The sequence below is a fragment of the Pseudoalteromonas sp. SR41-1 genome, from assembly GCF_014164015.1.
Lineage (GTDB): Bacteria > Pseudomonadota > Gammaproteobacteria > Enterobacterales > Alteromonadaceae > Pseudoalteromonas > Pseudoalteromonas distincta.
Genome location: NZ_JACJEK010000007.1, coordinates 83753 through 107492 on the forward strand (window position 1 = coordinate 83753; position 23740 = coordinate 107492).

At 38.3% G+C, this 23740-nt stretch carries 19 protein-coding genes and 1 tRNA gene; 18 read left to right on the forward strand and 2 right to left on the reverse strand.

Going from position 1 to position 23740, the window contains the following annotated elements; all coding sequences use genetic code 11:
• The first annotated feature begins 20 nt into the window (after window positions 1-20).
• From H5118_RS07670 to H5118_RS07705, 8 genes are all read left to right on the forward strand, one after another.
• Complete coding sequence (locus H5118_RS07670) at window positions 21-632, forward strand: isochorismatase family cysteine hydrolase (RefSeq protein WP_182748409.1); 612 nt, start codon at window positions 21-23, stop codon at window positions 630-632.
• Window positions 625-3435 (forward strand): PAS domain-containing hybrid sensor histidine kinase/response regulator, encoded by a 2811-nt coding sequence (locus H5118_RS07675; protein ID WP_182748411.1) that lies wholly within the window; start codon window positions 625-627, stop codon window positions 3433-3435. The genes H5118_RS07670 and H5118_RS07675 overlap by 8 nt, the downstream gene beginning before the upstream one ends.
• 688 nt (window positions 3436-4123) lie before the next feature.
• Window positions 4124-4414 carry a hypothetical protein gene (locus tag H5118_RS07680; RefSeq protein WP_182694241.1) on the forward strand — a complete coding sequence of 97 codons (291 nt, stop codon included), beginning with the start codon at window positions 4124-4126 and terminating at the stop codon, window positions 4412-4414.
• Window positions 4415-4914: 500 nt separating this feature from the next.
• Window positions 4915-5655 carry a bifunctional diguanylate cyclase/phosphodiesterase gene (locus H5118_RS07685; protein WP_182748413.1) on the forward strand — a complete coding sequence of 247 codons (741 nt, stop codon included), beginning with the start codon at window positions 4915-4917 and terminating at the stop codon, window positions 5653-5655.
• Between the two features lie 108 nt (window positions 5656-5763).
• Window positions 5764-6138: an Hpt domain-containing protein gene (locus H5118_RS07690; protein ID WP_182736014.1), complete on the forward strand. Its 375-nt coding sequence runs from the start codon at window positions 5764-5766 to the stop codon at window positions 6136-6138.
• 9 nt (window positions 6139-6147) lie between these two features.
• On the forward strand, window positions 6148-7545 hold the full coding sequence (locus H5118_RS07695) for a sigma-54 dependent transcriptional regulator (RefSeq protein ID WP_084324654.1): 1398 nt from the start codon (window positions 6148-6150) through the stop codon (window positions 7543-7545).
• Between the two features lie 113 nt (window positions 7546-7658).
• A complete protein-coding gene (locus H5118_RS07700) occupies window positions 7659-8189 on the forward strand; it encodes a peroxiredoxin-like family protein (protein WP_182748415.1) in 531 nt (176 codons plus the stop codon).
• 245 nt (window positions 8190-8434) lie between these two features.
• On the forward strand, window positions 8435-8881 hold the full coding sequence (locus H5118_RS07705; RefSeq protein WP_024595972.1) for an Hsp20 family protein: 447 nt from the start codon (window positions 8435-8437) through the stop codon (window positions 8879-8881).
• 60 nt (window positions 8882-8941) lie between these two features.
• Here the strand turns inward: H5118_RS07705 and H5118_RS07710 are convergent, their stop codons facing one another.
• Both H5118_RS07710 and H5118_RS07715 read right to left on the reverse strand, forming a co-directional pair.
• Window positions 8942-10498, reverse strand: a complete 1557-nt coding sequence (locus H5118_RS07710) for a cryptochrome/photolyase family protein (protein WP_182748417.1) — start codon at window positions 10496-10498, stop codon at window positions 8942-8944.
• Window positions 10499-10812: 314 nt separating this feature from the next.
• Window positions 10813-11274 (reverse strand): globin domain-containing protein, encoded by a 462-nt coding sequence (locus H5118_RS07715; protein WP_002958480.1) that lies wholly within the window; start codon window positions 11272-11274, stop codon window positions 10813-10815.
• Between the two features lie 435 nt (window positions 11275-11709).
• Between H5118_RS07715 and H5118_RS07720 the strand changes: the two genes are divergently transcribed.
• The 10 genes from H5118_RS07720 to H5118_RS07765 all read left to right on the forward strand — a co-directional run bounded on the left by H5118_RS07720 (window position 11710) and on the right by H5118_RS07765 (window position 23635).
• Window positions 11710-11786: transfer RNA gene (locus H5118_RS07720), tRNA-Met, on the forward strand.
• Window positions 11787-12067: 281 nt separating this feature from the next.
• Window positions 12068-12523, forward strand: a complete 456-nt coding sequence (rimP, locus tag H5118_RS07725; protein WP_002958482.1) for a ribosome maturation factor RimP — start codon at window positions 12068-12070, stop codon at window positions 12521-12523.
• Between the two features lie 39 nt (window positions 12524-12562).
• Window positions 12563-14062, forward strand: a complete 1500-nt coding sequence (gene nusA, locus H5118_RS07730; protein WP_182671311.1) for a transcription termination factor NusA — start codon at window positions 12563-12565, stop codon at window positions 14060-14062.
• 25 nt (window positions 14063-14087) lie between these two features.
• Complete coding sequence (gene infB / locus H5118_RS07735) at window positions 14088-16748, forward strand: translation initiation factor IF-2 (protein ID WP_002958484.1); 2661 nt, start codon at window positions 14088-14090, stop codon at window positions 16746-16748.
• Window positions 16749-16857: 109 nt separating this feature from the next.
• Complete coding sequence (gene rbfA, locus H5118_RS07740; protein WP_002958487.1) at window positions 16858-17340, forward strand: 30S ribosome-binding factor RbfA; 483 nt, start codon at window positions 16858-16860, stop codon at window positions 17338-17340.
• Window positions 17324-18283, forward strand: coding sequence for a tRNA pseudouridine(55) synthase TruB (gene truB / locus H5118_RS07745; RefSeq protein ID WP_182748418.1), 960 nt, complete (start codon window positions 17324-17326; stop codon window positions 18281-18283). Before rbfA ends, truB begins: the two co-directional genes overlap by 17 nt.
• Before the next feature lie 153 nt (window positions 18284-18436).
• Window positions 18437-18706 carry a 30S ribosomal protein S15 gene (gene rpsO, locus H5118_RS07750; RefSeq protein WP_002958490.1) on the forward strand — a complete coding sequence of 90 codons (270 nt, stop codon included), beginning with the start codon at window positions 18437-18439 and terminating at the stop codon, window positions 18704-18706.
• Window positions 18707-19326: 620 nt separating this feature from the next.
• On the forward strand, window positions 19327-21453 hold the full coding sequence (gene pnp, locus H5118_RS07755) for a polyribonucleotide nucleotidyltransferase (protein WP_182715660.1): 2127 nt from the start codon (window positions 19327-19329) through the stop codon (window positions 21451-21453).
• Between the two features lie 141 nt (window positions 21454-21594).
• Complete coding sequence (gene nlpI / locus H5118_RS07760; RefSeq protein WP_002958493.1) at window positions 21595-22473, forward strand: lipoprotein NlpI; 879 nt, start codon at window positions 21595-21597, stop codon at window positions 22471-22473.
• Entirely contained in the window at window positions 22460-23635 is a 1176-nt protein-coding gene (locus H5118_RS07765; protein WP_182748474.1) for a hypothetical protein, read from the forward strand. The genes nlpI and H5118_RS07765 overlap by 14 nt, the downstream gene beginning before the upstream one ends.
• The last annotated feature ends 105 nt before the right edge of the window (window positions 23636-23740 follow it).

Genomic DNA, 23740 nt, shown 5'->3' on the forward strand with positions numbered 1-23740 from the left:
TGGTTAATAAGGTGGCAATGATGCATGACTTTTCTAAAACAGCGCTTATTTTGATTGGTTTTCAAAATGATTACTTTTCACCAAAAGGTATTTTGTATGACGTAGTTGAAGAGTCGTCAAGAATTACTGGCGTGGTAGAAAATACACTCTCTTTATTGGCCGCCTGTGCAGAGCATTTTGCGCTAGTTGTTAATACACCCATTCATTTTACACAAAACTACAGTGAGCTTAAAAATCCGATTGGCATATTAAAAGCTATTGCAGATGTGGGCGCATTTAAAGCAGGTTCGTACGGCGCTCAAACCATTGAGCAGCTAGATTTTTTTAGCAATGTTATAGAAGTGGTGCCTGGGAAAAGAGGTTTAAATGCTTTTACACATACTGCTCTAGCGCAAAAGCTCAAAGAACATGGTGTCACTAATGTAATTTTAGCCGGTACGGTGACTTCTATTTGTATTGACTCAACTGCGCGAACGGCTGTTGAACTTGGTTTTAACGTCACTATTTTAAGTGACTGTACATCGAGTCGCACTCCTTTTGAACAAACTTTTTACTGTGAAGAGGTTTTTCCTCTTTATGCGCGAGTTTGTGATAGTAAAACTTTTATTAAGCATTGGAGAGAGCATGGATAACAACGATGAACTACAAGTGCAAATCCAATATGCATTGGTCGAAAAGCTCTCCAATAGTAATCGACGTCAAGCAAAGCTATTAGCTATTTTAGATGAATGTATTTTTGAGTGTGATAAACATTTAAATCTTACCTATATTAACGAAGCATGGGAGAAGAAACTAGGTTACTCAAGCGATTCATTAATTGGTTCTAATATTACTAAGTTAATGAATTGCGATGATATTATGCATTTTGTTGCATACAGTTGTTGTTTGCTTGAAGGAAAGCAGACTCCTAGTGTAGAAATACAAATAAAAAATAGTCACGGACTCTTAAACTGGTTTGAGTTGAGGCTAGTTTATGATGAAAAAAGCGGTTTTATAGGTTCACTCTATGACATTCAACGTCATAAAGACTCACAATTTTTGCTTACACAACAGCAAAAATATGTAAAACGCTTATCGCTTGTTGCGAGCCATACAAATAACTTAGTGATAATTACAGATAAATTTGGCGTAATTGAGTGGGTTAACAATAGTTTTGAAGTACTTACAGGTTACACCTGTGATGAGGTTATAGGCACCAGTCCTGGTCATTTACTGCAAGGGCCAAAAACATGTGAAAAAAGCCGTAAGGTCATGTCTCATGCCGTAAAAAATGGACTTCCTTTTCAAGTTGAAACTACAAATTACGATAAAAACGGTAATATTTATTGGGTTGCTATTGATGCAAACCCAGTGCGAGATGATGAAGGCCAAGTAAAGCACTTTATCGCTATAGAAACTAATATTACGCAGCGAGTTAAAGCCGAACAAGCAATGGCAGAGATAGAATATAATTATCACTCTGTCGTTGATAATATCCCTGATATTGTTTTACGCCTTGATACATTTGGCAATCTATTATTTATAAATCAAGCATGGCAGCGTGTTCTACACAGCAAGGTAGATGAGAGCCTTGGCTTACCTATAATTAAGTTTATAGCAAAAGAAGATGTAGAAAAAATTAGTAGCACTTTACTTGATTATAAACAAGGTAAGCGTGACATTCGTCGCTTTGATATACGTTTAATTAATGCACAAGGTATAAATAACTGGGTCGAAATTACACTTACTCCAATTGTTGGTGGCTACGAAAGTGATTTATCATCAATTGCTGCGACACTTGTGGATATACAAGAGCGTATTGAAAGCGAGCAAATATTACTTGAAGCTAAACATCAGGCAGAAACCCTAGCGGAGTCAAAAAGCCGATTCATGGCAAATATTAGTCATGAAATTCGCACGCCATTAAATGCTGTGATTGGATCTGCAGATATTTTGCATCATACCGGTTTAACTTCTGAACAAATGCGCTATACACAAATGATTAAAACAAGTTCTGACGCGCTATTAAGTGTATTGGACGATGTATTAACGTACTCACGTTTTGAAGCACAAGCCATAACACTCAATAATCAGCCATTTAGTATTGATACGTGTATTGAAGAAGCAATAGATATAATTTCCCAAAGCGCTTTACAAAAAGGGCTTGAGGTTATTTTTGATTTTTATCCTGATGTACCAGCTCAAGTAATTGGTGATCATGCCCGTATAAGACAAATAGTCATAAATTTATTAGCCAATGCGATTAAGTTCACTCAACATGGTGTAATAACGGTTACTGTTAAGTGCACTCATATTGAAGGTAATAATTTAAACCTTTATATATCTGTAAAAGACACGGGTATGGGAATTGCAAAAAATAAAATTGACAGTATGTTTATGCCTTTTATTCAATCCGATAATTCAATTACTCGAAAGCATGGTGGCAGTGGCTTAGGGCTTGCGATATGTAGGCAAATTTGTGATGTGGTAGGTGGAGATATTTCGGTTAGTTCTGAGTTTAATAAAGGAAGCGAGTTTATAGTTAATTACCCGCTGCAAATAGACACAACTGACTCAATTTTAAGAGAAGGGTTTGCAGCACGAAGTAAAAAGCCAAAAGTATGGATAGTAGGAAGTCACGAAATTCTAAAAACAGCCTTGGAGCATACGCTCACTCGGTTTTCTATCACTTTTGAACACTACGAAGTATGCCCAGATATACCCAAGTACGATAGTTTTCCTGATGCAATTGTACTAACTGATCCTCAAATGTTAGCCCAAACACGCGAGCGTATAAATACATACAACTCCCTTAATTCACCGTGTTTACTCATCCTAGATTTGCTAGGTAAAAGCTTATTACCGCAAAATATTAACGACAGAGAGCTTAGGTTAAATGGCCCTTATAAAGTATCCCATGTACTACGGGCAATTAGTTTATTAGAAGAGCAGTTGTTTCATTTGGATATTATATTTACCAATCGTGAGCAAAAAGAAACTTTAGAAAGCCCCTTAGGGTTAACTCAGTTAAGCGGAACCAAGGTATTAGTTGCTGAAGATAATACGAATAATCAAATTGTAATTCGGCAGTTTTTAGAACAAAAAGGTCGCCGTGTACATATTGTTAGTGATGGTCAAGAGGCAATAATAAAGGCGCAAAACGATGAAATTGATATTATTTTTATGGATATCCAAATGCCAATACTCGATGGGATTTCTGCAACTAAAGCAATCAGAAAGTTAGGTATAACCACCCCCATAATAGCACTCACTGCAAATGCGATTCATGGTGATAAAGAGCGATTTATAGACGCGGGGATGAATGACTATTTAGCTAAGCCAATTGTAAGTGAGACACTTTATTTATTACTTGATAAATATGCCCCAGAGCAGGTTATTGAAGCTAAACATTTAAAGCTCTCTCGTTTAGCGCAAGTGTGGGAAAAGCTGAGTTGAGCAATGAAGGCTAGGGTTTGTTAAACGTTTAGGGTTAAGTTTGTAGCAGTGTGTTTGGTATTTAGGCAAAGTTGAGCCTATGCAGTGTGGTTATTTTCCATAAATGGGCGATAACGTAGCATTAATGCCAAACAGGCGCTGCCCAAAGGTTTCTTCCTAAGGGCTATTTACTCTTTGTTGCCAACATGGATGTAGGTAAGGGGCGTGAGCAGAACGCGGAAGCTTTGCTCGGTCTTACATCGATGTAAGTCAGTAGGGTAACGCAGGAGCAGTTACCGATCCCGCTAGGTTATAAACCTCGCGCCGCGATTAAACCGCCTGTAGTTTGAACGAATTTTAATCCGCAAAGATCAACAGACAATATAAAAAGTGGGTTTGTGTTGCATAAAACTTGATAAACGGAGAAATTAACCTAGTATTTTAGGGGTAAGTTAAATTTATTTTTTAGTAATTAATGAGTGTTTTTTAGTGTGTTTTTTTTAATTTGATTCGCAAATTGCAATTCAAAATAAAAATAAAATGTTATGAACTTTATTTAAATACTCAATCATACCTTTAATTTATTTTAACGACATGATTTTGTAAGGTTTTTACTTTTTTGTAAAGTTGTTATCTGGTTGGCACGACTTTCGCAATATATTAAATATCAAATCAAGACGAATTTAGTTAAATTTTTAAGGGGTGCAATATGCAAACAAACACAAAAGCCAAACAACAGCCTAAAGGTAACAATTGGGTACTAACACCTGAAATTATGGTTTTGTCAATTTTGCTTGTTGCCACTTTAGTAATAGGTATAACAGTTTTACGAGGTAACGATTCGATTGAACCGCTGGCAGATATTCAGCCAATTACTTTTACACAAGCTGATGTTGAAAACGCTCAGTTGATGAGTAATACGTTTGACTCGCAAAATACCAACTATGCACAACATGTAACTTCTTCTAAAAACGAAAATAACGACACTCTTTCAAACTAGAGACTTTTGCGCAGGTAACTATTTATAGTTGCCTGCGTTTTTTTATGTTCCTACCACCAATTTAATTTTTTATCCCTCCCCATAAAATTATTTATTTTCTCTTAAATTTAGATGGTGCTTAACCTAAACAGGGTTTTATCAAAGCTTTCTCTTTTCTCATATACAATTGCTAATATTAGCTTTGGTCAGTATCTATTAACTGGCTTATCTGTGTTTTATAAGCTCGATTAAGCGCTCACATTGCCAATGTAGCTGCATTGCAAACTGAATTGCAAAATGCGAATGAAATGGGAGAAGTAAATCCATTTAATATTCTAATTTAACTACCTGAATATATTGGTTTTTATTTCTGTTTTTTTGTATTTAAAATGGCCTGTAAATTGCTCTTTAATATAATAAGTCACTAAGAGTGAAACCGGAGCAAAATCATGAGTGCGTTTAAATACCTAGAATCGGAAAAACCAGTCAATCTAGCAAGATGGCATGAGTTAGAGAGAATCATGTCTGATTCAATGCAAAATAATTATTTTAAAATGGTTTATCAACCGCTTTTATCATTGGGATCTGGAAAGCTGGTCGGCTTTGAGTCGCTAGTAAGGTGCCAATCACCGCGCTTTGGCATTGTTGGCCCTGATGAGTTTATCCCTCATGTAGAGCAATCGGGAATGATTTTAGAATTAGGTGACTGGATTTTTGAGCAATGTTTGTCTGATTTAAAACATATGCGGCAGTTTGGTATGACAGATATTGCTGTTTCATTAAATATTTCACCGGTACAAATCTTAGATGGTGATGTGTTTGCAAAAGTAATGTCTTTGCTAGAAAAGCACCAAATACCACCACAGGCTATTAAAGTCGAATTAACGGAAACAGCGCTCATTCATAGTCCTGATAAAATAGCTAAGGCGTTTGAAAACTTCCATAAAGAAGGCGTAAAGGTGTGGATTGATGATTTTGGCACTGGGTATGCCTCTTTAGGTTTACTTCGTCAATTTGATATTGATGGTTTAAAAATTGATCGCAGTTTTGTAAGTGGTATTGCAACTAATAATGAAGACTTTACGTTATGTAGCGCAATTATTGCGATGGCTCAACGATTGGGTTTACAAACGGTAGCAGAAGGTATTGAAGAGAATGAGCAATTACAAATATTAGAACAACTTGGTTGCGATATAGCTCAGGGGTACCTGCTAGATAAGCCGCAAACGTTAACTAAAAGTATTGATACTTGGGCTTTGTAAATGTTTATATTCATTTTGATTTGCAAAATGCAAAAAACAAATTACTCTTAAACTACAACTCTTACATATTATTAGTGTACGAAGTTTTAACTTACACAAAGGTTATCTATGCCCATATCAGAGCAGTTTGTCGATAAAAGTATTACCGAGCTAAATGTATTAACTCAACTCGAAAAGGATGTTGGGACAACCGTGTTAGCTCGTTTAATTAAATTATTTATTGATGAATTAGTTACTATGGCTAACCAATTAGATACGGCAATTAGTAGTGAAGATACTATAAGAATTAAAGAAGTAATGCATGTCTTAAAAAATTCAGCAGCTTTATATGGTGCATCTGCTTTAGCTGCGTTAGCAACACAATTACACGATTCGCCACCGTCAACTACACAAGAAAACTTGCACGCAGCGCTTGTTATTAAACACAACTTGGATAAAACCCGAGATGCGTATCAAATAATGAGTAATAGTATAGCTATCTAGGAGAAAGCTGTGTCAGATATAATTGATAAAGGTCTTGTTTATATTGTTGAAGATAGCATTGCCAGTGGTGCTTTATATGCAAGTCAGCTTGAGCAGGCTGGTTTCCAATGCAAACACTTTACAGATGGGTACTCTGCTTTAGTAGGTATTAAAGAAAAAATGCCAGCGGTCATAGTACAAGACGTATGCTTGCCAGATATAAGTGGGCTTGAGGTATTACAATTTGTAAATAAGCAGAAAAATCCTGCTAATGTAGTCATGATCACCTCAAACAGCTCTATTGATATTGCAGTGGAAGCAATGCGTTTAGGCGGTTTTGATTTTTTAGAAAAACCTTTCACAAGTCAACGACTCATTAGTTCAGTAGAAAGTGCCTTGACGCCAAAAGAGCAAGTTAAAGTTCAACCATTGGTTAAAAACAGAGATAAAAATCAAGATTTTGTTGGTGAATCACTGGCAATGAAAACCGTTTTTAGATTACTTGATAGTGCAGCTAGAAGTAAAGCGTGTGTATTTATCACAGGTGAAAGTGGAACCGGTAAAGAAGTTTGCGCACAAACCCTTCATGATACAAGCCCGAGAAATACAGGACCATTTATTGCCATAAACTGTGCAGCTATCCCTGCTGAGCTATTTGAATCAGAATTTTTTGGTCATGTTAAAGGTGCGTTTAGTGGGGCATTAAGCGATCGAAAAGGGGCTGTTGAAGTGGCCAACGGCGGTACCTTATTTTTAGATGAATTATGTGAAATGGAACTTAACTTACAAGCAAAGTTATTACGCTTTTTACAAACAGGCATTTTTAGTAAGGTGGGTAGTAGTGAAGTATTACACAGCGATGTTCGTTTAGTCTGTGCAACAAACAGAAACCCTATCATAGAGGTTGCAGAAGGGCGTTTTAGAGAAGATTTATATTACCGTTTAAATGTTATCCCCGTAAAGCTCCCCCCTTTAAGAGAACGCGGAGGCGATATATTACTGCTTGCTGAGTATATTTTGAAACAAAAAAGCGATAATAATGCAAAGCATTTTACTGGTTTTTCTGATGAAGTTAAGGCGCTTTTTTGTAATTACGATTGGCCAGGAAATATTCGCGAACTACAAAATGTAATTGAAAACACCGTTGTTATTAATGATGGCGATGTAATTGAAAAAGACATGCTACCAAGCTCATTTGGATTAGGGGCTGTGAAGCACTCGATATCCGCTAAGTCAGTTCACAATACAAACGAGCAGAGTGTTCAATTATCGCCTATGTCTGTTCACGATATAGAACCTTTGTGGCAAGTTGAAAAAAGGGCGATTGAAAATGCAATTAAAAGTTGTGAAGACAATATTCCTCTTGCTGCTGCTTATCTAGGGGTTAGTGCATCTACCATTTATAGAAAAATAAAGGGATGGTCTTAAAGTTATAATCGATTTTTAATTACACTTTTCAGGTTGAATTAATAAAAGTTACCCTAAGCTCTATGGGTAAGAGCAAATTAATTTTTAATCTGAAACAGTAAAAGGAGATCGCAATGAGTAACACTAGTTTAAAACCTGCGGATATTATGCCATCACTAGTAGTGAGAGATGTTGATGAGAATAAGGTAGATTTAGTTGATAGAGTAAGTGACTCTCCCTGGAAAATGATTGTTGTTTATCGAGGCCAGCACTGCCCTAAATGTACTGCGCAACTTAACGAGCTTGCTAAAGTTCATAAAGACTTTAAAGATGCTGGTGTTGAAGTGGTTGCGGTAAGTGGTGATAGCCATGAGCAGCTTGATAAACATCTTGAAAAAATAGATATTAACTTCCCAATTTACTATGGTTTAACAATCGAACAAATGACCGATTTAGGGCTACATATCAGCGAGCCTCGCAGTGATGCAGAAACTGATCATCCATTTGCTGAGCCAGGCATTTTTGTACTTAATGAAAAAAATCAGCTTCAAATGGTCGATATATCAAACAGCCCATTTGTTCGTCCTGATTTAGAGCAACTGCTAGGTGGAATTAAGTTTTCTAGAGAAAACGACTATCCAATCCGAGGCACATTTATTAAATAACATTCATTTTCATGGTTTCAAAAGGCACTTTTTAGTGCTTTTTTTATTTATTTTTATTTATTTTTAATTTTTTTAAATTAATCTCTTGAAAACAATTTTACCGTCCATATATAGTTAAGTAGGACGCCTGATGGGTCCTTAATTAAACTTAAATAATTGAAATTTATACTATTAATTAAACTTTGCTTGAGCTTGTTCAATAGAAGAGCACATGCAAAATATCGCTTAAATATGAGGATATTATTATGCGTACAGTAGACTTATCACCACTTTATCGTTCATTTATCGGCTTCGAACATTTAGCATCACTTATGGATGCGGCAGCTAATACAGATAAGCAGCCAAGTTTTCCTCCTTACAACATAGAAGCACTCGATAAAGACAAATACAGAATCACTATGGCCGTTGCCGGTTTTAGCGATAACGAATTAACCATTGAGTCAGAAAATAACACATTAAAAGTTACAGGTACTAAAGCAAATAAAGATGAAAACGCAGAGCGTAAATTTATTCATCAAGGTATTGCTGAGCGTAACTTTGAACGTAAATTCCAGTTAGGAGATCATGTAAAAGTACTTGGCGCAGATTTAGCCAATGGCTTACTAAGTATTGACTTAGAACGTGAAATCCCTGAAGCGCTAAAACCACGTAAAATTGAAATTGGTAATAGCAATCTAATAGAAGGTAAATAATCTTCTAAAGTACATATTCCCCTGATTACTTAGCCGCCTCATTCGAGGCGGCTTTTTTGTTTACAGCGCTTCTAAATTATTAAGGTAGTAGGTTGCTTGTTGCAGCGTTTGTTCTTGGAGTGTTTTTTCTTGTTTATCCCAGTTTTTATATACCATACCAATACGTGGGTTCTTTTCTAGCCTGTCTCTGTGTTTATTCATGAAATGCCAGTACAGGCTATTTAGCGGGCAAGCTTTATCACCTACTTTTTGTTTAACATCGTACTGACAGCTTTTGCAGTAATCGCTCATCTTATTAATGTAGTTACCGCTTGCAGCATAAGGTTTAGTCGCAATTATTCCATCATCGGCAAACTGGCTCATTCCTCGGGTGTTGGGCATCTCTACCCACTCTATGGCATCGATATAAACACCTAGGTACCAGTTATCTACGTGATCAGGGTTTATTCCTGTAAGCATGCAAAAGTTTCCAATAACCATTAGGCGTTGAATATGGTGGGCATAAGCGGTTTCAAGGCTTTGTTTTAATGAGTGGCTTAGGCAATTCATTTTTGTTGAGCTGTTCCAAAAATAAGATGGTAGTGTGTTTTTGGCTTGTAATTGATTTTTAACAGCGTAGTCGGGCATGTTAATCCAATAGATGGCACGTACATATTCTCTCCAACCTAATATTTGCCTAGTAAAGCCCTCTACTTGCGAGAGGGATATTTCACTTGGTCTTTGTTCGTATTCTCTTATTACACGTTTGATTACATATAACGGGTGGAGTATTTTTGCGTTTAGGGCAAACGATAATCGGCTATGGTACAAGCTGGAATTATTTTTACTTTGATCTGTCATCGCATCTTGAAAGTGACCAAAGCAACTAAGTAAATGCTCGCAAAAGTATTCGAGAGATTCAATAGCTTGTTTACGCGTTGTTGGCCACTCTAGTTTCTGATCGGCTATTTCGCCAAAGTAAACGATCTTGTGCTTATTTAAGCGAGAAATGATGCTCTTGACATTATTATTGAATAGCTTAGGTTTTGGTATACACGCTAAGTCAGCTTTGGAAAATTTATTACGATTATTACTGTCAAAATTCCATTTGCCACCGGTTGGCTTAGTATCATCAACTAATATATTAAACTGCTTACGCATAGCACGATAGAAGTGCTCCATTGTCACATGCTTGTTTTTTGTAAAGCGTGTTTTTATATCGGTGAACGGTAATAAAAAATGTTCAGTATCTGTGGCAATTACATCAAATGAGCCATCACTTTTAAACTTAGCTAATTGGGACTTAAGCCTAAACTCATCAGGGTATTGATATTCAATAGTTTCGCATTGGTATTTATCAGCAATTCGCTTGAGTAATTCAATTAAATCTTTGTCGTCAGCGGTATCGTCAAGTGTTAAATGCAAAACATTAAATCCTGCCGTTTTTAATGCAGTTGCAAAGTTTTCCATAGCATTAAAAAAAGCACACAGTTTTTGAATGTGATGCTTAACGTAGTTGGTTTCTTGTTTTAATTCTGCGATGAGATAAAGCGTGTCGTCGTCTTTTTGTTTATACCATGAATGAGATGGGTTTAGCTGATCGCCTAGTATTAATCTAAGTGTTTTGTGATGGGTCATAGTAAAGCCAAATTTTTTTATACGGGCATAGTTAATTAAACGATCGTTTTAATATTTTACAACAAGCAAATAGGAGTAAATAAGTGCGTAACGACAATAGTTTGCTGTTTTTAATGCTGGGGATTATTTGTTTCTTGAGTTTAATAATAGATTAGTAAAACGAATAGAAGCGTTAAATAACACAATACAGTGTGCTGTTAGCAATAGGGCAAAAAAGTTTAACCGCATATCAAGGCGTTTTTGACCATGGTGTTAAAATGAGTCTAATTAAGGGGAGATTAAGTAAATTAAGTCACCCCCCCAAAATTGAATATCTAAATTTTATTACTTTGCTTTTGCTGCATTCTTTGTTGTAACGAAACCACATTGGTAACGTTGAAAAGAACATTGCTTGCAAAGCTTTCAAAGTACCTAAGCGCTTTTTTCCAAGCGAGCTGACTCTCAGTAGTAAAATGTTTACCAAGGTGCTCTTCAAGGGTTTCGTAAAAAGCGTTAGATAAAAGGGCAATGTCACTGTGTGAAGCGCCGCTTTTTTTTAGATACATTAAATGGTGAGCTAAAAAAGGAGCTACCGATGCTGGTTTATCTAAATGCTTAACAATTCGTTCTAATACGCAAAAGAGGGTAAAGCTCTTTTCGTTAAACTGTAAGGCCGTCGGGTAATTCATCTCAATACTGGATTGGGCTAATTTACTATGAAACTTAGCCGTAAACGCATGAAAGTTAGGCTTAATAATTGTTAAGTTATTTAATAATGCTGATTGTTGTTGATTCATTTTTATCTCGTTGCAGTGAGTAATAACTATTATTATCAAGTAGGAATAAAGTTGATTATAGCGGGCAGTTCAAATTCTGCACGTTTTTTTAGTGTGAAAGTATGGCTTTTTGTTATATCTATTTACTTTCTGGTAATTAGTGAGCCTTTAAAACGTATTTTAAGAGTTATTAAACTTCAGTTTATCTGATTTTTATCCTGAAATAATAAGCTACTACATTTTATGACTCAAGTATGGGAATTTTATAAAGTTGGCTGATTACTTATGTTACTTACATATACATTAAATTAGCATCTTGACGAATTGCAAATTTTATAAACTAATTGCGTATTATAGTTGCTAATTATCCTGTACATCCTTATAATAGCGGCCATTGTTTAGCGTGTTGTATAACAGCTAACAGCGATATTAAATTTAAGGTTTGATATCTATTGGCGCGGGATGGAGCAGTCTGGTAGCTCGTCGGGCTCATAACCCGAAGGTCGTCGGTTCAAATCCGGCTCCCGCAACCAATTCTACTAGTAGGTATTACCTTACTAATTTATATCGCGCATTCTAAGTAATGCGCGTTTTGCGTTTTAGGCTATGTAGTTTAATTAGGTCAGTTTACTGACTCGCAACCAAGCTTGGCCCTCGGCCACACAGTTTTATGCTTTATTGGTGTGACGCCCCGCTTGGTTCGGGGCGTTGTTGTATCTGCACCTTACAATTTGTGGCAATTGCTATCAAATTAAAATTTAAACTCAGTATTTTAGGGCTATAAGCCCTTTTTTTGTTTGTATGGAGGATTTTCGTGACAAAACTTGAACAAGATTTAGTAACCATGTTAACGCCTGCGGTAGAAATGTTAGGCTTTGAGTTGCATGGTCTTGAATTTGTACAAGCGGGTCGCCATTCTACCTTAAGAGTATATATTGCTCATGAGGATGGGATCTCAGTTGATAACTGTGCGGATGCCAGTCGCCAAATTAGTGCGATTTTAGACGTCGAAGACCCAATTACAAATGAATATGATTTGGAAGTATCGTCTCCTGGTGTTGATCGTCTATTATTCAAACAAGATCACTACGAGCAGGCGCAAGGAGAGGAAGTACGCGTGCGTACTAAACTTCCACAGGATGGTCGTCGTAATTTTAAAGGCGACTTAGTAGCAGTTAGCAGCGATATGATCACACTATCTAGCGATGGTGCAGAGCATCTGATCATGCTTAGTAACATCGAACGTGCGAATTTAATCGCGAAGTTTTAAATTCGAGTGCGAAGGAATAGGGCAAGCGAGGCATTACCCATGGCAAAAGAGATATTATTGGTTGCTGAAGCCGTTTCCAATGAGAAAGCGGTTCCAAAAGAAAAGATTTTTGAAGCTCTAGAGTTCGCTCTAGCGACAGCGACAAAGAAAAAACACGATGGCGAAATTGAAGTACGTGTAGCAATTGACCGTAAAACCGGTGATTACGATACGTTCCGTCGCTGGCAAATTGCCGCTGTATTAGAAGATGGTTCTTTAGAGAACCCATACAGCGAAATCACTCTAGAAGCAGCACAGGTTGAAGAACCTGATTTGCAAATGGGTGATTATGTTGAAGAGCAAATCGACTCAATCAAATTTGACCGTATTACAACACAAATGGCTAAGCAAGTTATCGTACAAAAAGTACGTGAAGCTGAGCGCGCTTTAGTTGTTGAAGCATACAAAGATCAAGAAGGCGAGCTGGTAACGGGTGTTGTTAAAAAAGCAACTCGCGATGCAATCGTACTTGATTTAGGTAACAACGCAGAAGCGGTAATTTACCGTGATGACATGTTGCCACGTGAAAACTTCCGCCCGGGTGATCGAATCCGTGGTCTTTTATATGAAGTTAAACCTGAAGCACGCGGTGCACAATTATTTGTAACGCGCTCTAAACCTGAAATGCTAATGGAATTATTCCGCATTGAGGTGCCAGAAATTGGCGAAGAGATGATTGAGTTACGTGCAGCTGCACGTGATCCAGGTTCACGCGCTAAAATTGCTGTTAAATCTAACGACAAACGCATTGATCCAATTGGTGCATGTGTTGGTATGCGTGGCGCACGAGTTCAAGCTGTATCGTCTGAGCTTGGTGGTGAACGTGTTGATATCGTACTTTACGATGACAACCCAGCACAATTTGTTATCAATGCAATGGCACCAGCAGAAGTTGCTTCAATCGTAATGGATGAAGACACTCACTCAATGGATATCGCTGTAGAAGCCGATAACCTAGCACAAGCAATTGGTCGTAATGGTCAGAATGTTCGTTTAGCAAGCCAATTAACTGGCTGGGAACTAAACGTAATGACTGTTGAAGACATGCGTACTAAAAATGAAGCTGAATCTGATAAGTTACTTAACTTATTCACTGAAAATTTAGATATAGATGATGAGTTTGCATCATTACTTATTAACGAAGGTTTCTCGACACTTGAAGAAGTGGCGTATGTACCTGCGTCTGAATTTTTAGAAATTGATGGTCTTGATGAAGATACTGTAGATTTATTGCGTTCACGCGCAAAAGATGCATTGACAACTAAAGCACTTAAAACGGAAGAAAGCTTAGATGGCGCAGAGCCTGCTGAAGACTTACTTGCGCTTGAAGGCTTAGAGCGTCACTTAGCATTTGTTATGGCAAGCAAAGGTGTTGTTACACTTGAAGACTTGGCAGAGCAAGGTATTGACGAATTAGTTGATATCACAGAACTTTCATCTGAAAAAGCGGGTGAACTGATTATGGCTGCACGAAACATTTGTTGGTTTGCAGACGAGTAATTTATTAACGGAGGTATTACACACTATGGCAGAAGTAAATGTTGAAAAACTAGCCGGCGATATAGGTACAACTGTTGATAAATTGCTACAGCAGTTTTCACAAGCAGGTATCACTAAGCAAGCAACTGATAACGTAACAGAAGCTGAAAAAGCAACGTTACTTGATCATTTAAGCAAGCATCATGGTGGTACAGGTTCAGATGGCCCAGCGCGTATGACTTTACAACGTAAGAGCAAAAGCACATTAAGTGTGACTGGTTCTACGGGTAAAGCTAAAGATGTTCAAGTTGAAGTTCGTAAAACACGTACCTACGTGAAGAAAAGCGCAATGGAACAAGAACAAGAGCAAGCACGCTTAGCCGCTGAAGAAAAAGCCCGTCTTGAACAGCAACAAAAAGCTGAACAAGAAGCCGCAGAATTAAAAGCGAAACAAGAGGCAGAACGTAAAGCGAAAGAAGAAGCTGACCGTAAAGCCAAAGAAGAAGCTAAACGCAAAGCTGATGCAGAGCGTAAAGCGAAACAAAAGCAGATGACCCCAGAGCAAAGTGCTAAGTCTGAGAAAGATCGCATAGAAGCTGAGCGTCTGCAAAAAGAAGCAGAAGAGGCCGCATTGAAGAAAGCTGAAGAAGAAGCGAAACGTCAAGCAGAAGAGGCAAGAAAGCTAGCTGAAGAGAATTCAGCACGCTGGAAGAAAGAAGAAGAAGAACGTAAGAAACGCGAAGAAACAGCGGATCACCATCTTACGACTTCAACTTATGCACGTGAAGCAGAAGATGTTGCCGATGCTCGTGATGAGCAAGGCACTCGCCGTGCTAAGAAAAAGAAAAAAGCGCCAGCAAAAGATAAATTTGCAGCGTCAAGAGGCCGTAACAAGTCTAAATTAAAAGCACCAGCATCGCTGCAGCATGGTTTCCAAAAACCAACTGTTGATGTTAAAAATGAAGTGCGTATTAGCGAAACAATTACAGTAGCTGAGCTTGCATCACGCATGGCTGTTAAAGGCGCTGAAGTTGTTAAAACAATGATGAAAATGGGTGACATGGTTACTATTAACCAAGTGATTGACCAAGAAGCTGCACAACTAGTTGCAGAAGAAATGGGTCACAAGGTTATCATTGTTAAAGAAAACGAATTAGAGCAAACAGTACTTAACGACCGCCATGAAGATGGTAAGTCAGAGCCTCGTGCTCCAGTAGTAACTGTAATGGGTCACGTTGACCATGGTAAAACATCGACTCTAGATTACATTCGTTCTGCGAAGGTTGCTTCTGGCGAAGCCGGTGGTATTACACAGCATATTGGTGCATACCATGTTGATGTAAACGGCAATATGATTACCTTCTTAGATACTCCAGGACATGCTGCATTTACATCAATGCGTGCTCGTGGTGCTAAAGCGACAGATATCGTAATCTTAGTGGTTGCAGCAGATGATGGTGTTATGCCACAAACTAAAGAAGCGGTACAGCACGCACGTGCAGCTGGCGTTCCTTTAATCATTGCTGTAAACAAAATGGATAAAGAAGGCGCAGATCCAGATCGCGTTAAAAACGAACTAGCTCAGCTAGACGTTATCCCTGAAGAATGGGGCGGCGATACGCAGTACGTTCATATTTCAGCTAAAACTGGTCTAGGTATTGATGACCTTCTTGAAGCCGTACTTATGCAATCTGAGCTTTTAGAGCTTTCTGCCCCTACCGAAGGTATGGCTGCAGGTGTTGTTATTGAATCTCGTCTTGATAAAGGCCGCGGTCCAGTTGCATCAGTACTTGTTCAATCTGGTACGCTTAACCAAGGTGACATTGTATTATGTGGTCTTGAGTATGGCCGTGTTCGTGCAATGCGCGATGAAAACGGTAAAGACATCAAGTCGGCAGGTCCATCTATTCCAGTGGAAATTTTAGGTCTTTCTGGTATTCCAGCTGCGGGCGACGAAGCAACTGTAGTTAAAGATGAGCGTAAAGCGCGTGAAGTTGCTTTATACCGTCAAGGTAAGTTCCGCGATGTTAAACTAGCACGTCAACAAAAAGCTAAGCTTGAAAACATGTTTACTAACATGACTGAAGGTGATGTTTCTGAAGTTAACGTGGTACTTAAAGCAGACGTTCAAGGTTCTATCGAAGCAATCTCTGATTCACTAACTAAACTTTCTACTGATGAAGTAAAAGTGAAGATTGTAGGCTCTGGTGTTGGTGGTATTACTGAGACTGATGCGACACTAGCTGCAGCGTCTAACGCAATTGTAGTTGGCTTTAACGTTCGTGCTGATGCTTCTGCTCGTAAAGTGATTGATACTGAAAACTTAGACCTTCGTTATTACAGCGTAATTTATGCCTTAATCGAAGAAGTTAAGCAAGCAATGTCAGGCATGCTTGCACCTGAGTTTAAACAAGAAATCATTGGTCTTGCGCAAGTTCGTGACGTATTCAAGTCTCCAAAAATTGGCGCAATTGCTGGTTGTATGGTTACTGAAGGTGTTATTAAACGTAGCGCTCCAATCCGTGTACTACGTGAAAACGTGGTTATCTATGAAGGTGAACTTGAGTCACTTCGTCGCTTTAAAGACGATGTTGCTGATGTTCGTAACGGCATGGAATGTGGTATCGGCGTTAAGAACTACAATGACGTACGTGTTGGTGACCAAATCGAAGTATTTGAAACAGTTGAAGTACAACGTACTCTTTAATTGTTAGCTCGCTAAACTAATAAATGGGGGCTTAGCCCCCATTTGTGTATCCATTATTTAATTAGCTTATTATTAAATTTCAATAAGTTATGATTTTAGGACAAATGCAATGAGAGAATTTTCTCGCACTGATCGTGTTGCACAGCAAATCCAAAAAGAAATTGCTGTAATTTTACAACGCGAAATTAAAGATCCACGCTTAGGTATGGTGACAGTGTCAGCGGTAGAAGTATCGCGTGATTTATCTTATGCCAAAATTTTCATCACTGTGTTTAACACACAAGATGAAGATGCAGCTAAGCAAAGCGCTAAAGTACTTAATGAAGCAACGGGTTATATTCGCTCGTTACTTGGTAAGCGTATTCGTGCTCGTATAATGCCTGAGTTAAAGTTTGTAGTTGATAATTCACTGATGGAAGGTATGCGTATTTCTAATTTAGTGGATTCTATTATCCGCGAAGATAACGCAAAGCATGTCGATGAAGATGTAGAAAGTGTTGATGCTGATATTTCAGATAGTGAACAAAGTACTAAGCACGTAGAAGATACAGATAGCGAAGAAGGCACTGATACAGATGGCAAAGCGCAGTAAAGGCCGTGCAGTTGACGGTATTTTGTTGTTAAACAAACCGCAAGGCATTTCATCAAATAAAGCTCTGCAGCAAGCGAAAGGTGTTTATTTTGCACAAAAAGCTGGCCACACTGGGGCTTTAGACCCGCTTGCTACAGGTATGCTGCCAATTTGTTTTGGTGAGGCGACTAAGTTTACGCAGTTTTTACTCGATACAGATAAAACCTATATCGTTCGTGCAAAACTGGGTGAGCGTACAACAACATCAGATTCTGATGGCGAAATCGTAAGCACGAAAGATGTGAATGTGACGCGTGAGCAGTTAACAAAAGAAATTGCAGCTTTTGTTGGAGAGTCAGATCAATATCCATCAATGTACTCAGCACTTAAGTATCAAGGTAGACCATTATATAAGTACGCACGAGAGGGTATTGAAGTCCCTCGTAAATGCAGAAAAATAAATGTGTTTAGCTTATCGTTTGACGAATTTGATGAACAAAACAACGTATTACAAATGACGGCTCATGTATCAAAAGGGACGTATATTCGTACAATCGTTGATGATTTGGGCGAAAACCTAGGGTGTGGCGCACACGTTATAATGCTTCACAGAACTGCTGTTGGTCAGTATCCGGCAGATAAAATGGTTTCGCTTGATGAAATTGAAGCGTTGCTTGCTAAAGCGAAAGCAGAAGAGCTTGCGCCTTCTACTTATTTAGACGCGTTGTTATTACCTATAGACACTGCTTTAACTGATTTACCTGTTATTGAAATTTCGAAAGAGCAGGGCAAAGTATTTAGTCATGGGCAAGCAGTCGAGTTACCTGAAGCTTTACCTGAGGGGGCAATTAAAGTTGTTGCGGATGGTGTGTTTATTGGTACTGGCGAGTGCAACTCAAGTGGCCATTTAAAGGTTAAACGTGGTCTTGCTAGCCAGCAAGATGATTACGTAAAGCCTGAATAAGCAATTAGTGTGCCCAGCAGTGGCTTATTAGTTGTAGATGGGAATAATTAACTTGTAGTTATTCCCACAGTTGGTAGAATACGCCGGCTTAATCGTTTTGGCTGAATTAGTGATCGGCTAAGACACCTTTTAAATTTAATTTTTGGAGTTACTATGTCACTAAGCAATCAAGAAAAAATCGATATCATTGCTAAATTTGCACGTGCAGAAGGCGATACAGGTTCATCAGAAGTACAAGTAGCATTACTTACTTATGATATCAACAAGCTTCAAGGTCACTTTGCTGATCACAAGCATGACTTCCACTCACGTCGTGGTCTGCTTCGTAAAGTAAGCACTCGCCGTAAACTACTTGATTACCTTAAAGGTAAAGATATCACTAGTTATACTGCACTAATCAAAGAACTTGGCCTACGTCGTTAAGAACTAGATTATAGAAATGGGAGCTTTTTAGCTCCTTTTTTTGTGCCTAAAATTTGTGTTTGAAAATAAAACAAATTTATAAACTTATTGAATTATATTGTAAAACTCCTATTTCATAGCTTATCAAGCATCGTTGTATTTACCCACTCATTAGCCCAGCTTAAATCTAGTAGCTAGTGTGTGTTGACCTTTCGTGATTAATTTTGCAGCTGTATGTTTGGTCTTTAGGCAAGGCAGCGCCTATGTAGTGTGATTATTCCCCATAAATAGGCGATAACGCAGCATAAATGCCAAACATGCGCTGCCCTGCGGGTTCATCCTAGGGGCGATTAACTCTTTGTTGCTCGATTTTTACTTAGCCCACTAGGTTACAAATCTCGCGCCGTGATTAAATCGCCCCTAGATTGAACAAATTTCAATCCACAAAGATCAACACACCCTAGACTCGCATTTTGAAGTAGCTTTGGTATATACTATGCGCGTAGGTAAAAAGGTTTATCTGCAATTATTCACATCATTGCCAATTGTAGTACTTAATTGATTTCCAACTGAATACAATTATGTACTGTAATTGGTACTTTGATGACAACTTATTAGAATACATTTAAGGAATATTTTAAGTGCAAGCAATTATTAAAGAATTCAAACTAGGTCAACATACAGTGACTCTAGAAACTGGTGCAATCGCTCGTCAAGCAGACGGCGCTGTACTTGCAAGCATTGGCGACACTTCAGTTTTAGTAACTGTTGTTGGTAAGCGTGAAGCACAACCTGGTCAAGACTTTTTCCCACTAACAGTTAACTACCAAGAGCGTATGTACGCTGCTGGTCGTATCCCTGGTGGTTTCTTAAAGCGTGAAGGTCGTCCTAACGATGGCGAAACTCTTATTGCACGTCTTATTGACCGTCCAATTCGTCCACTTTTCCCAAGCGGCTTTGTAAACGAAGTACAAGTTATTGCTACTGTTGTTTCTGTTAACCCTGAAATCCAACCTGATATGGTTGCGATGATTGGTACTTCAGCAGCACTTGCTATCTCTGGTATCCCATTCAGTGGTCCAATTGGTGCATCTCGCGTTGGTTACATCAACGGCGAATACGTACTTAACCCTACATTAAAAGAGCTTGAAGAAAGCCAACTTGATTTAGTGGTAGCCGGTACTGATAAAGCGGTACTTATGGTTGAATCAGAAGCTAACGTACTTGCAGAAGACGTAATGCTTGGCGCTGTTGTATATGGTCATGAGCAATCTCAAGCGATCATTACTGCAATCGAAGAATTTAAAGCGCAAGCAGGCAAGCCTACTTGGGATTGGACTGCACCTGAGAAAGATGTTGCACTAGAAGATAAAGTAGCAACTATTGCTGCTGAAAAAGTAGGCGCAGCTTACTTAATCACTGATAAAGTAGCGCGTAAAGAAGCTCTTGGTGAAGCTAAAGATGAAGTTGTTGCAGTATTAACAGCTGAACTTGCTGAAGGCGAGTCTTTAGACAAGCAAGAAATTGGCAAAATCTTCGGTTCACTTGAGAAGAAAATCGTTCGTGGCCGTATAGCTGCTGGCGAAAAACGTATCGATGGTCGTGAACCAGATATGATTCGTGCACTAGACGTAATGACTGGCGTATTACCGCGTACTCACGGTTCTGCTATCTTTACACGTGGTGAAACTCAAGCGTTAGTAACAGCGACACTTGGTACAGAACGTGATTCACAGTTAATCGACGATTTAACTGGTACTCATAAAAACCACTTTATGCTTAACTACAACTTCCCTCCATTCTGTGTAGGTGAAACTGGTTTTGTTGGTTCTCCTAAGCGTCGTGAAATAGGCCATGGTAACCTTGCTAAGCGTGGTATTTCAGCTGTAATGCCTACACTTACTGAGTTCCCTTACTCAATCCGTGTAGTATCTGAAATTACTGAATCAAACGGTTCTTCTTCAATGGCGTCTGTTTGTGGTACTTCTCTAGCACTTATGAACGCGGGTGTACCAATTAAAGCATCTGTTGCTGGTATTGCGATGGGTCTAGTTAAAGAAGACGATAAATTCGTTGTTCTTTCTGACATCTTAGGTGATGAAGATCACTTAGGTGACATGGACTTTAAAGTTGCCGGTACTGCTGCAGGTATTACTGCACTTCAAATGGATATCAAAATCGAAGGTATCACTCAAGAAATCATGCAAATTGCGCTTAAACAAGCAAAAGCTGCACGTTTACATATCTTAGAAGTGATGGATGAAGCGATTTCTGCTCCTTCTGAAGAGCTATCAATGTTTGCTCCTCGCATATACACAATGAAAATCCCACAGAAGAAAATCGCTGAAGTTATTGGTAAAGGTGGCGCAACTATTCGTCAGCTTACTGAAGAAACTGGTACCACGATTGAAATCGGTGACGACGGTACAATTAAAATTGCCGCTACAGATGGCGAAAGTGCAGCTAATGCAATTAGCCGTATTGAGCAATTAACAGCTGAACTTGAAGTAGGTACTATCTACGAAGGTAAAGTTGTACGTATCGTAGACTTCGGTGCGTTTGTAAACATTCTTCCTGGCAAAGATGGTCTAGTACATATTTCTCAAATTAGTACTGAGCGCGTTAATAACGTGGCTGATCACCTTTCTGAAGGTCAAGAAGTTAAAGTTAAAGTACTAGAAGTAGATCGCCAAGGCCGTGTACGTCTAAGTATTAAAGAAGCAATGGAATCAGCAGCACCTGCAGCTGACGCGCCAACTGACGCGTAATTGCTAACTTATTAATCTAGTTATATTAGCTAGATAGTAAAAAAGGGGCTGTTTAGCCCCTTTTTTTATGCTTTAATGAAACCTTATTGGACAAGGTCTGTCTTATATTAATCGCGATATATCTTGGTATTAAGGATTTTAATGATACTCAAACATTTAGCTTTGGCATCTTTTGCTATTTTGTCTTTAAGCGCTTGCCAAACTACAACAGAATCAGAACCAACCCCGATTGTTAATGTGCCATTTACTGCACCTTTAGCTTCTGACTTTAGAAGTGAAATTGCTATTGCACGCTACTCAGAGCTATTAAATAGAGCCGACTTAAGCGAAGAACAACAAGCTAAGCTTTATTACGACCGTGGTGTACTTTTTGATAGTCTAGGTATGACAACTCTTTCGCGTATTGATTTTAATCGCGCAGTAAAGCTTAAGCCTGATTTAGCTGAAGTGTATAATTTTTTAGGTATTCAACATACGCTTATGCAGCAGTATGAAAAAGCCTATGAGTTTTTCGATTCTGCCCTAGAACTTGATGAAGAGCATGAATACGCCTATTTAAATCGTGGTATCGCACTGTATTACGGCGACAGAGCAGGCCTTGCTAAAAATGATTTTAATGAATTTTTAGCTCGCTCTCCAAAAGATCCGTACCGAGTTTTATGGGTTTATTTAGCACAAGCACAAGAGGATAAAGCCGTTGCGCTTGATGCACTTAAACAAAATGCCACTGCGCTTGATGAGTCACAATGGGCGTACCAGTTAATTTCTCTTTATACGGGGGATATGAGTGAACATGCATTTTTATCTGGCATTAGTGATGGTGTTAGAACTGAGCAAGAATATGCGCAGCGTTTATGCGAAGCTTATTTTTATTTAGCTAAAATGCATCAAGCAGCAGGTGAGCTGTATTTAGCATCAGACTACTTTAGGCTTGCGCTAGCAACTAATGTACACGAGTTTATTGAGTACAAATATGCGCGTTTAGAGCTTGAGTTGATGCAAGGTGTTGACGCAAGTTAAGCGTTTTAAATTAATAGGTGTATTACTATGTTGTTTGTTAATTACAGGCTCGAGTAATCACCTAGGCGCTATTGGCTTTTGGCATGTTTTAAACGCAAAAGCTAATGTGCTACAAAGTTATTGGAAATCACCTGGTTATTTTTCTGATCACTTAGAGCAGTTACCAAATACCTCTTTAGCTATACTCGCCCGCAGTAAAATTTCTTCAGCCCAATATATGTATTCTCTTAAGCTTATTAAAAACAGTCAGAGCGATACTGCAAAACAATTTTGGCTCTCCGCTATAAATGACTTAACAATCCCAGAGCGTAAAATATTAGCAACAAAGTTACTTGAGCACTCACGTTGGAGCGATTTAAAGTTACTCGCTAGTAAAAACAAATTACCAGCAGGGGATGTGCTAAATCATCTAAAGCTTCAGTTAAAAACACCACAGAGTAAAGTATCTAGTGAGTTTATCCACGCTCTCGGTTTTTCATCTTTAATAAATATAAGTAAACCTAATAATCAATGTATGTTTAACGTGCTGACTATGAGCGATCATCGTAGTGGCTTATATAAACTTACCGAGTTTATTAATGCTTATAATAAACAGCCAGAGCCCCGTGAAAATATTTTTTGCTTTTCAAAACCAGTTTACGTTGCAGGTATGCTTGAGTGTAAAAGTAGCACTAATCAAATAGCAAAGTGTGACTGGCAATCAGCTAAACTCAATAACCAGCTTCCTAACAATTTTAATTTTATAGTAATGATGCCAAAAGATGGAACGGCTAATGTTACTAAAGGAACAATGCTAATAAACTCAAAAGCAAAATACAGTGTGTTTTTGCATGAGTTGATGCATTTTAACGGTTTTGAAGATGAATATGCTTTGCCTAAAACTAAACAAGCATGGTTGTGTGCAAAAACGGGTTTTGTGGCACCTAATTTATTTATCTCTCATGATGAGTCGCCCCCAATAGGCTGGCATAAAGCAAAGAGTTGCCAGATAGGTGGTGTTGCATATAAACCTAGTGAAAATTGGTCTATTATGCAATATCAGCAGTTAGGGCTCTCGGCGCAGTATAGAGAGATTTGGTTGAAGCATTTAGATATGACCAATGGTAATTCTTATCGCCACTCCAGCGCGCTTACATTTGCAAATAAGGCCATATTAAATTAACAATTATCAGTATTAATTAATTGTTTTTGTAGGCTTAATAAATTGTTAGTAAATGTTTAAAAAACACCCATACAGAACCGCTTTTTATAGACAAAATCAGTGTTT

What these genes read in the sequence shown, in the direction of transcription:
- H5118_RS07670 (WP_182748409.1), top strand. Translation starts at nt 21, where the DNA reads ATGCATGACTTTTCTAAAACAGCGCTTATTTTGATTGGTTTTCAAAAT.
- H5118_RS07675 (WP_182748411.1), top strand. Translation starts at nt 625, where the DNA reads ATGGATAACAACGATGAACTACAAGTGCAAATCCAATATGCATTGGTC.
- H5118_RS07680 (WP_182694241.1), top strand. Translation starts at nt 4,124, where the DNA reads ATGCAAACAAACACAAAAGCCAAACAACAGCCTAAAGGTAACAATTGG.
- H5118_RS07685 (WP_182748413.1), top strand. Translation starts at nt 4,915, where the DNA reads ATGTCTGATTCAATGCAAAATAATTATTTTAAAATGGTTTATCAACCG.
- H5118_RS07690 (WP_182736014.1), top strand. Translation starts at nt 5,764, where the DNA reads ATGCCCATATCAGAGCAGTTTGTCGATAAAAGTATTACCGAGCTAAAT.
- H5118_RS07700 (WP_182748415.1), top strand. Translation starts at nt 7,659, where the DNA reads ATGAGTAACACTAGTTTAAAACCTGCGGATATTATGCCATCACTAGTA.
- H5118_RS07705 (WP_024595972.1), top strand. Translation starts at nt 8,435, where the DNA reads ATGCGTACAGTAGACTTATCACCACTTTATCGTTCATTTATCGGCTTC.
- H5118_RS07710 (WP_182748417.1), bottom strand. Translation starts at nt 10,498, where the DNA reads ATGACCCATCACAAAACACTTAGATTAATACTAGGCGATCAGCTAAAC.
- H5118_RS07715 (WP_002958480.1), bottom strand. Translation starts at nt 11,274, where the DNA reads ATGAATCAACAACAATCAGCATTATTAAATAACTTAACAATTATTAAG.
- nusA (WP_182671311.1), top strand. Translation starts at nt 12,563, where the DNA reads ATGGCAAAAGAGATATTATTGGTTGCTGAAGCCGTTTCCAATGAGAAA.
- infB (WP_002958484.1), top strand. Translation starts at nt 14,088, where the DNA reads ATGGCAGAAGTAAATGTTGAAAAACTAGCCGGCGATATAGGTACAACT.
- rbfA (WP_002958487.1), top strand. Translation starts at nt 16,858, where the DNA reads ATGAGAGAATTTTCTCGCACTGATCGTGTTGCACAGCAAATCCAAAAA.
- truB (WP_182748418.1), top strand. Translation starts at nt 17,324, where the DNA reads ATGGCAAAGCGCAGTAAAGGCCGTGCAGTTGACGGTATTTTGTTGTTA.
- rpsO (WP_002958490.1), top strand. Translation starts at nt 18,437, where the DNA reads ATGTCACTAAGCAATCAAGAAAAAATCGATATCATTGCTAAATTTGCA.
- nlpI (WP_002958493.1), top strand. Translation starts at nt 21,595, where the DNA reads ATGATACTCAAACATTTAGCTTTGGCATCTTTTGCTATTTTGTCTTTA.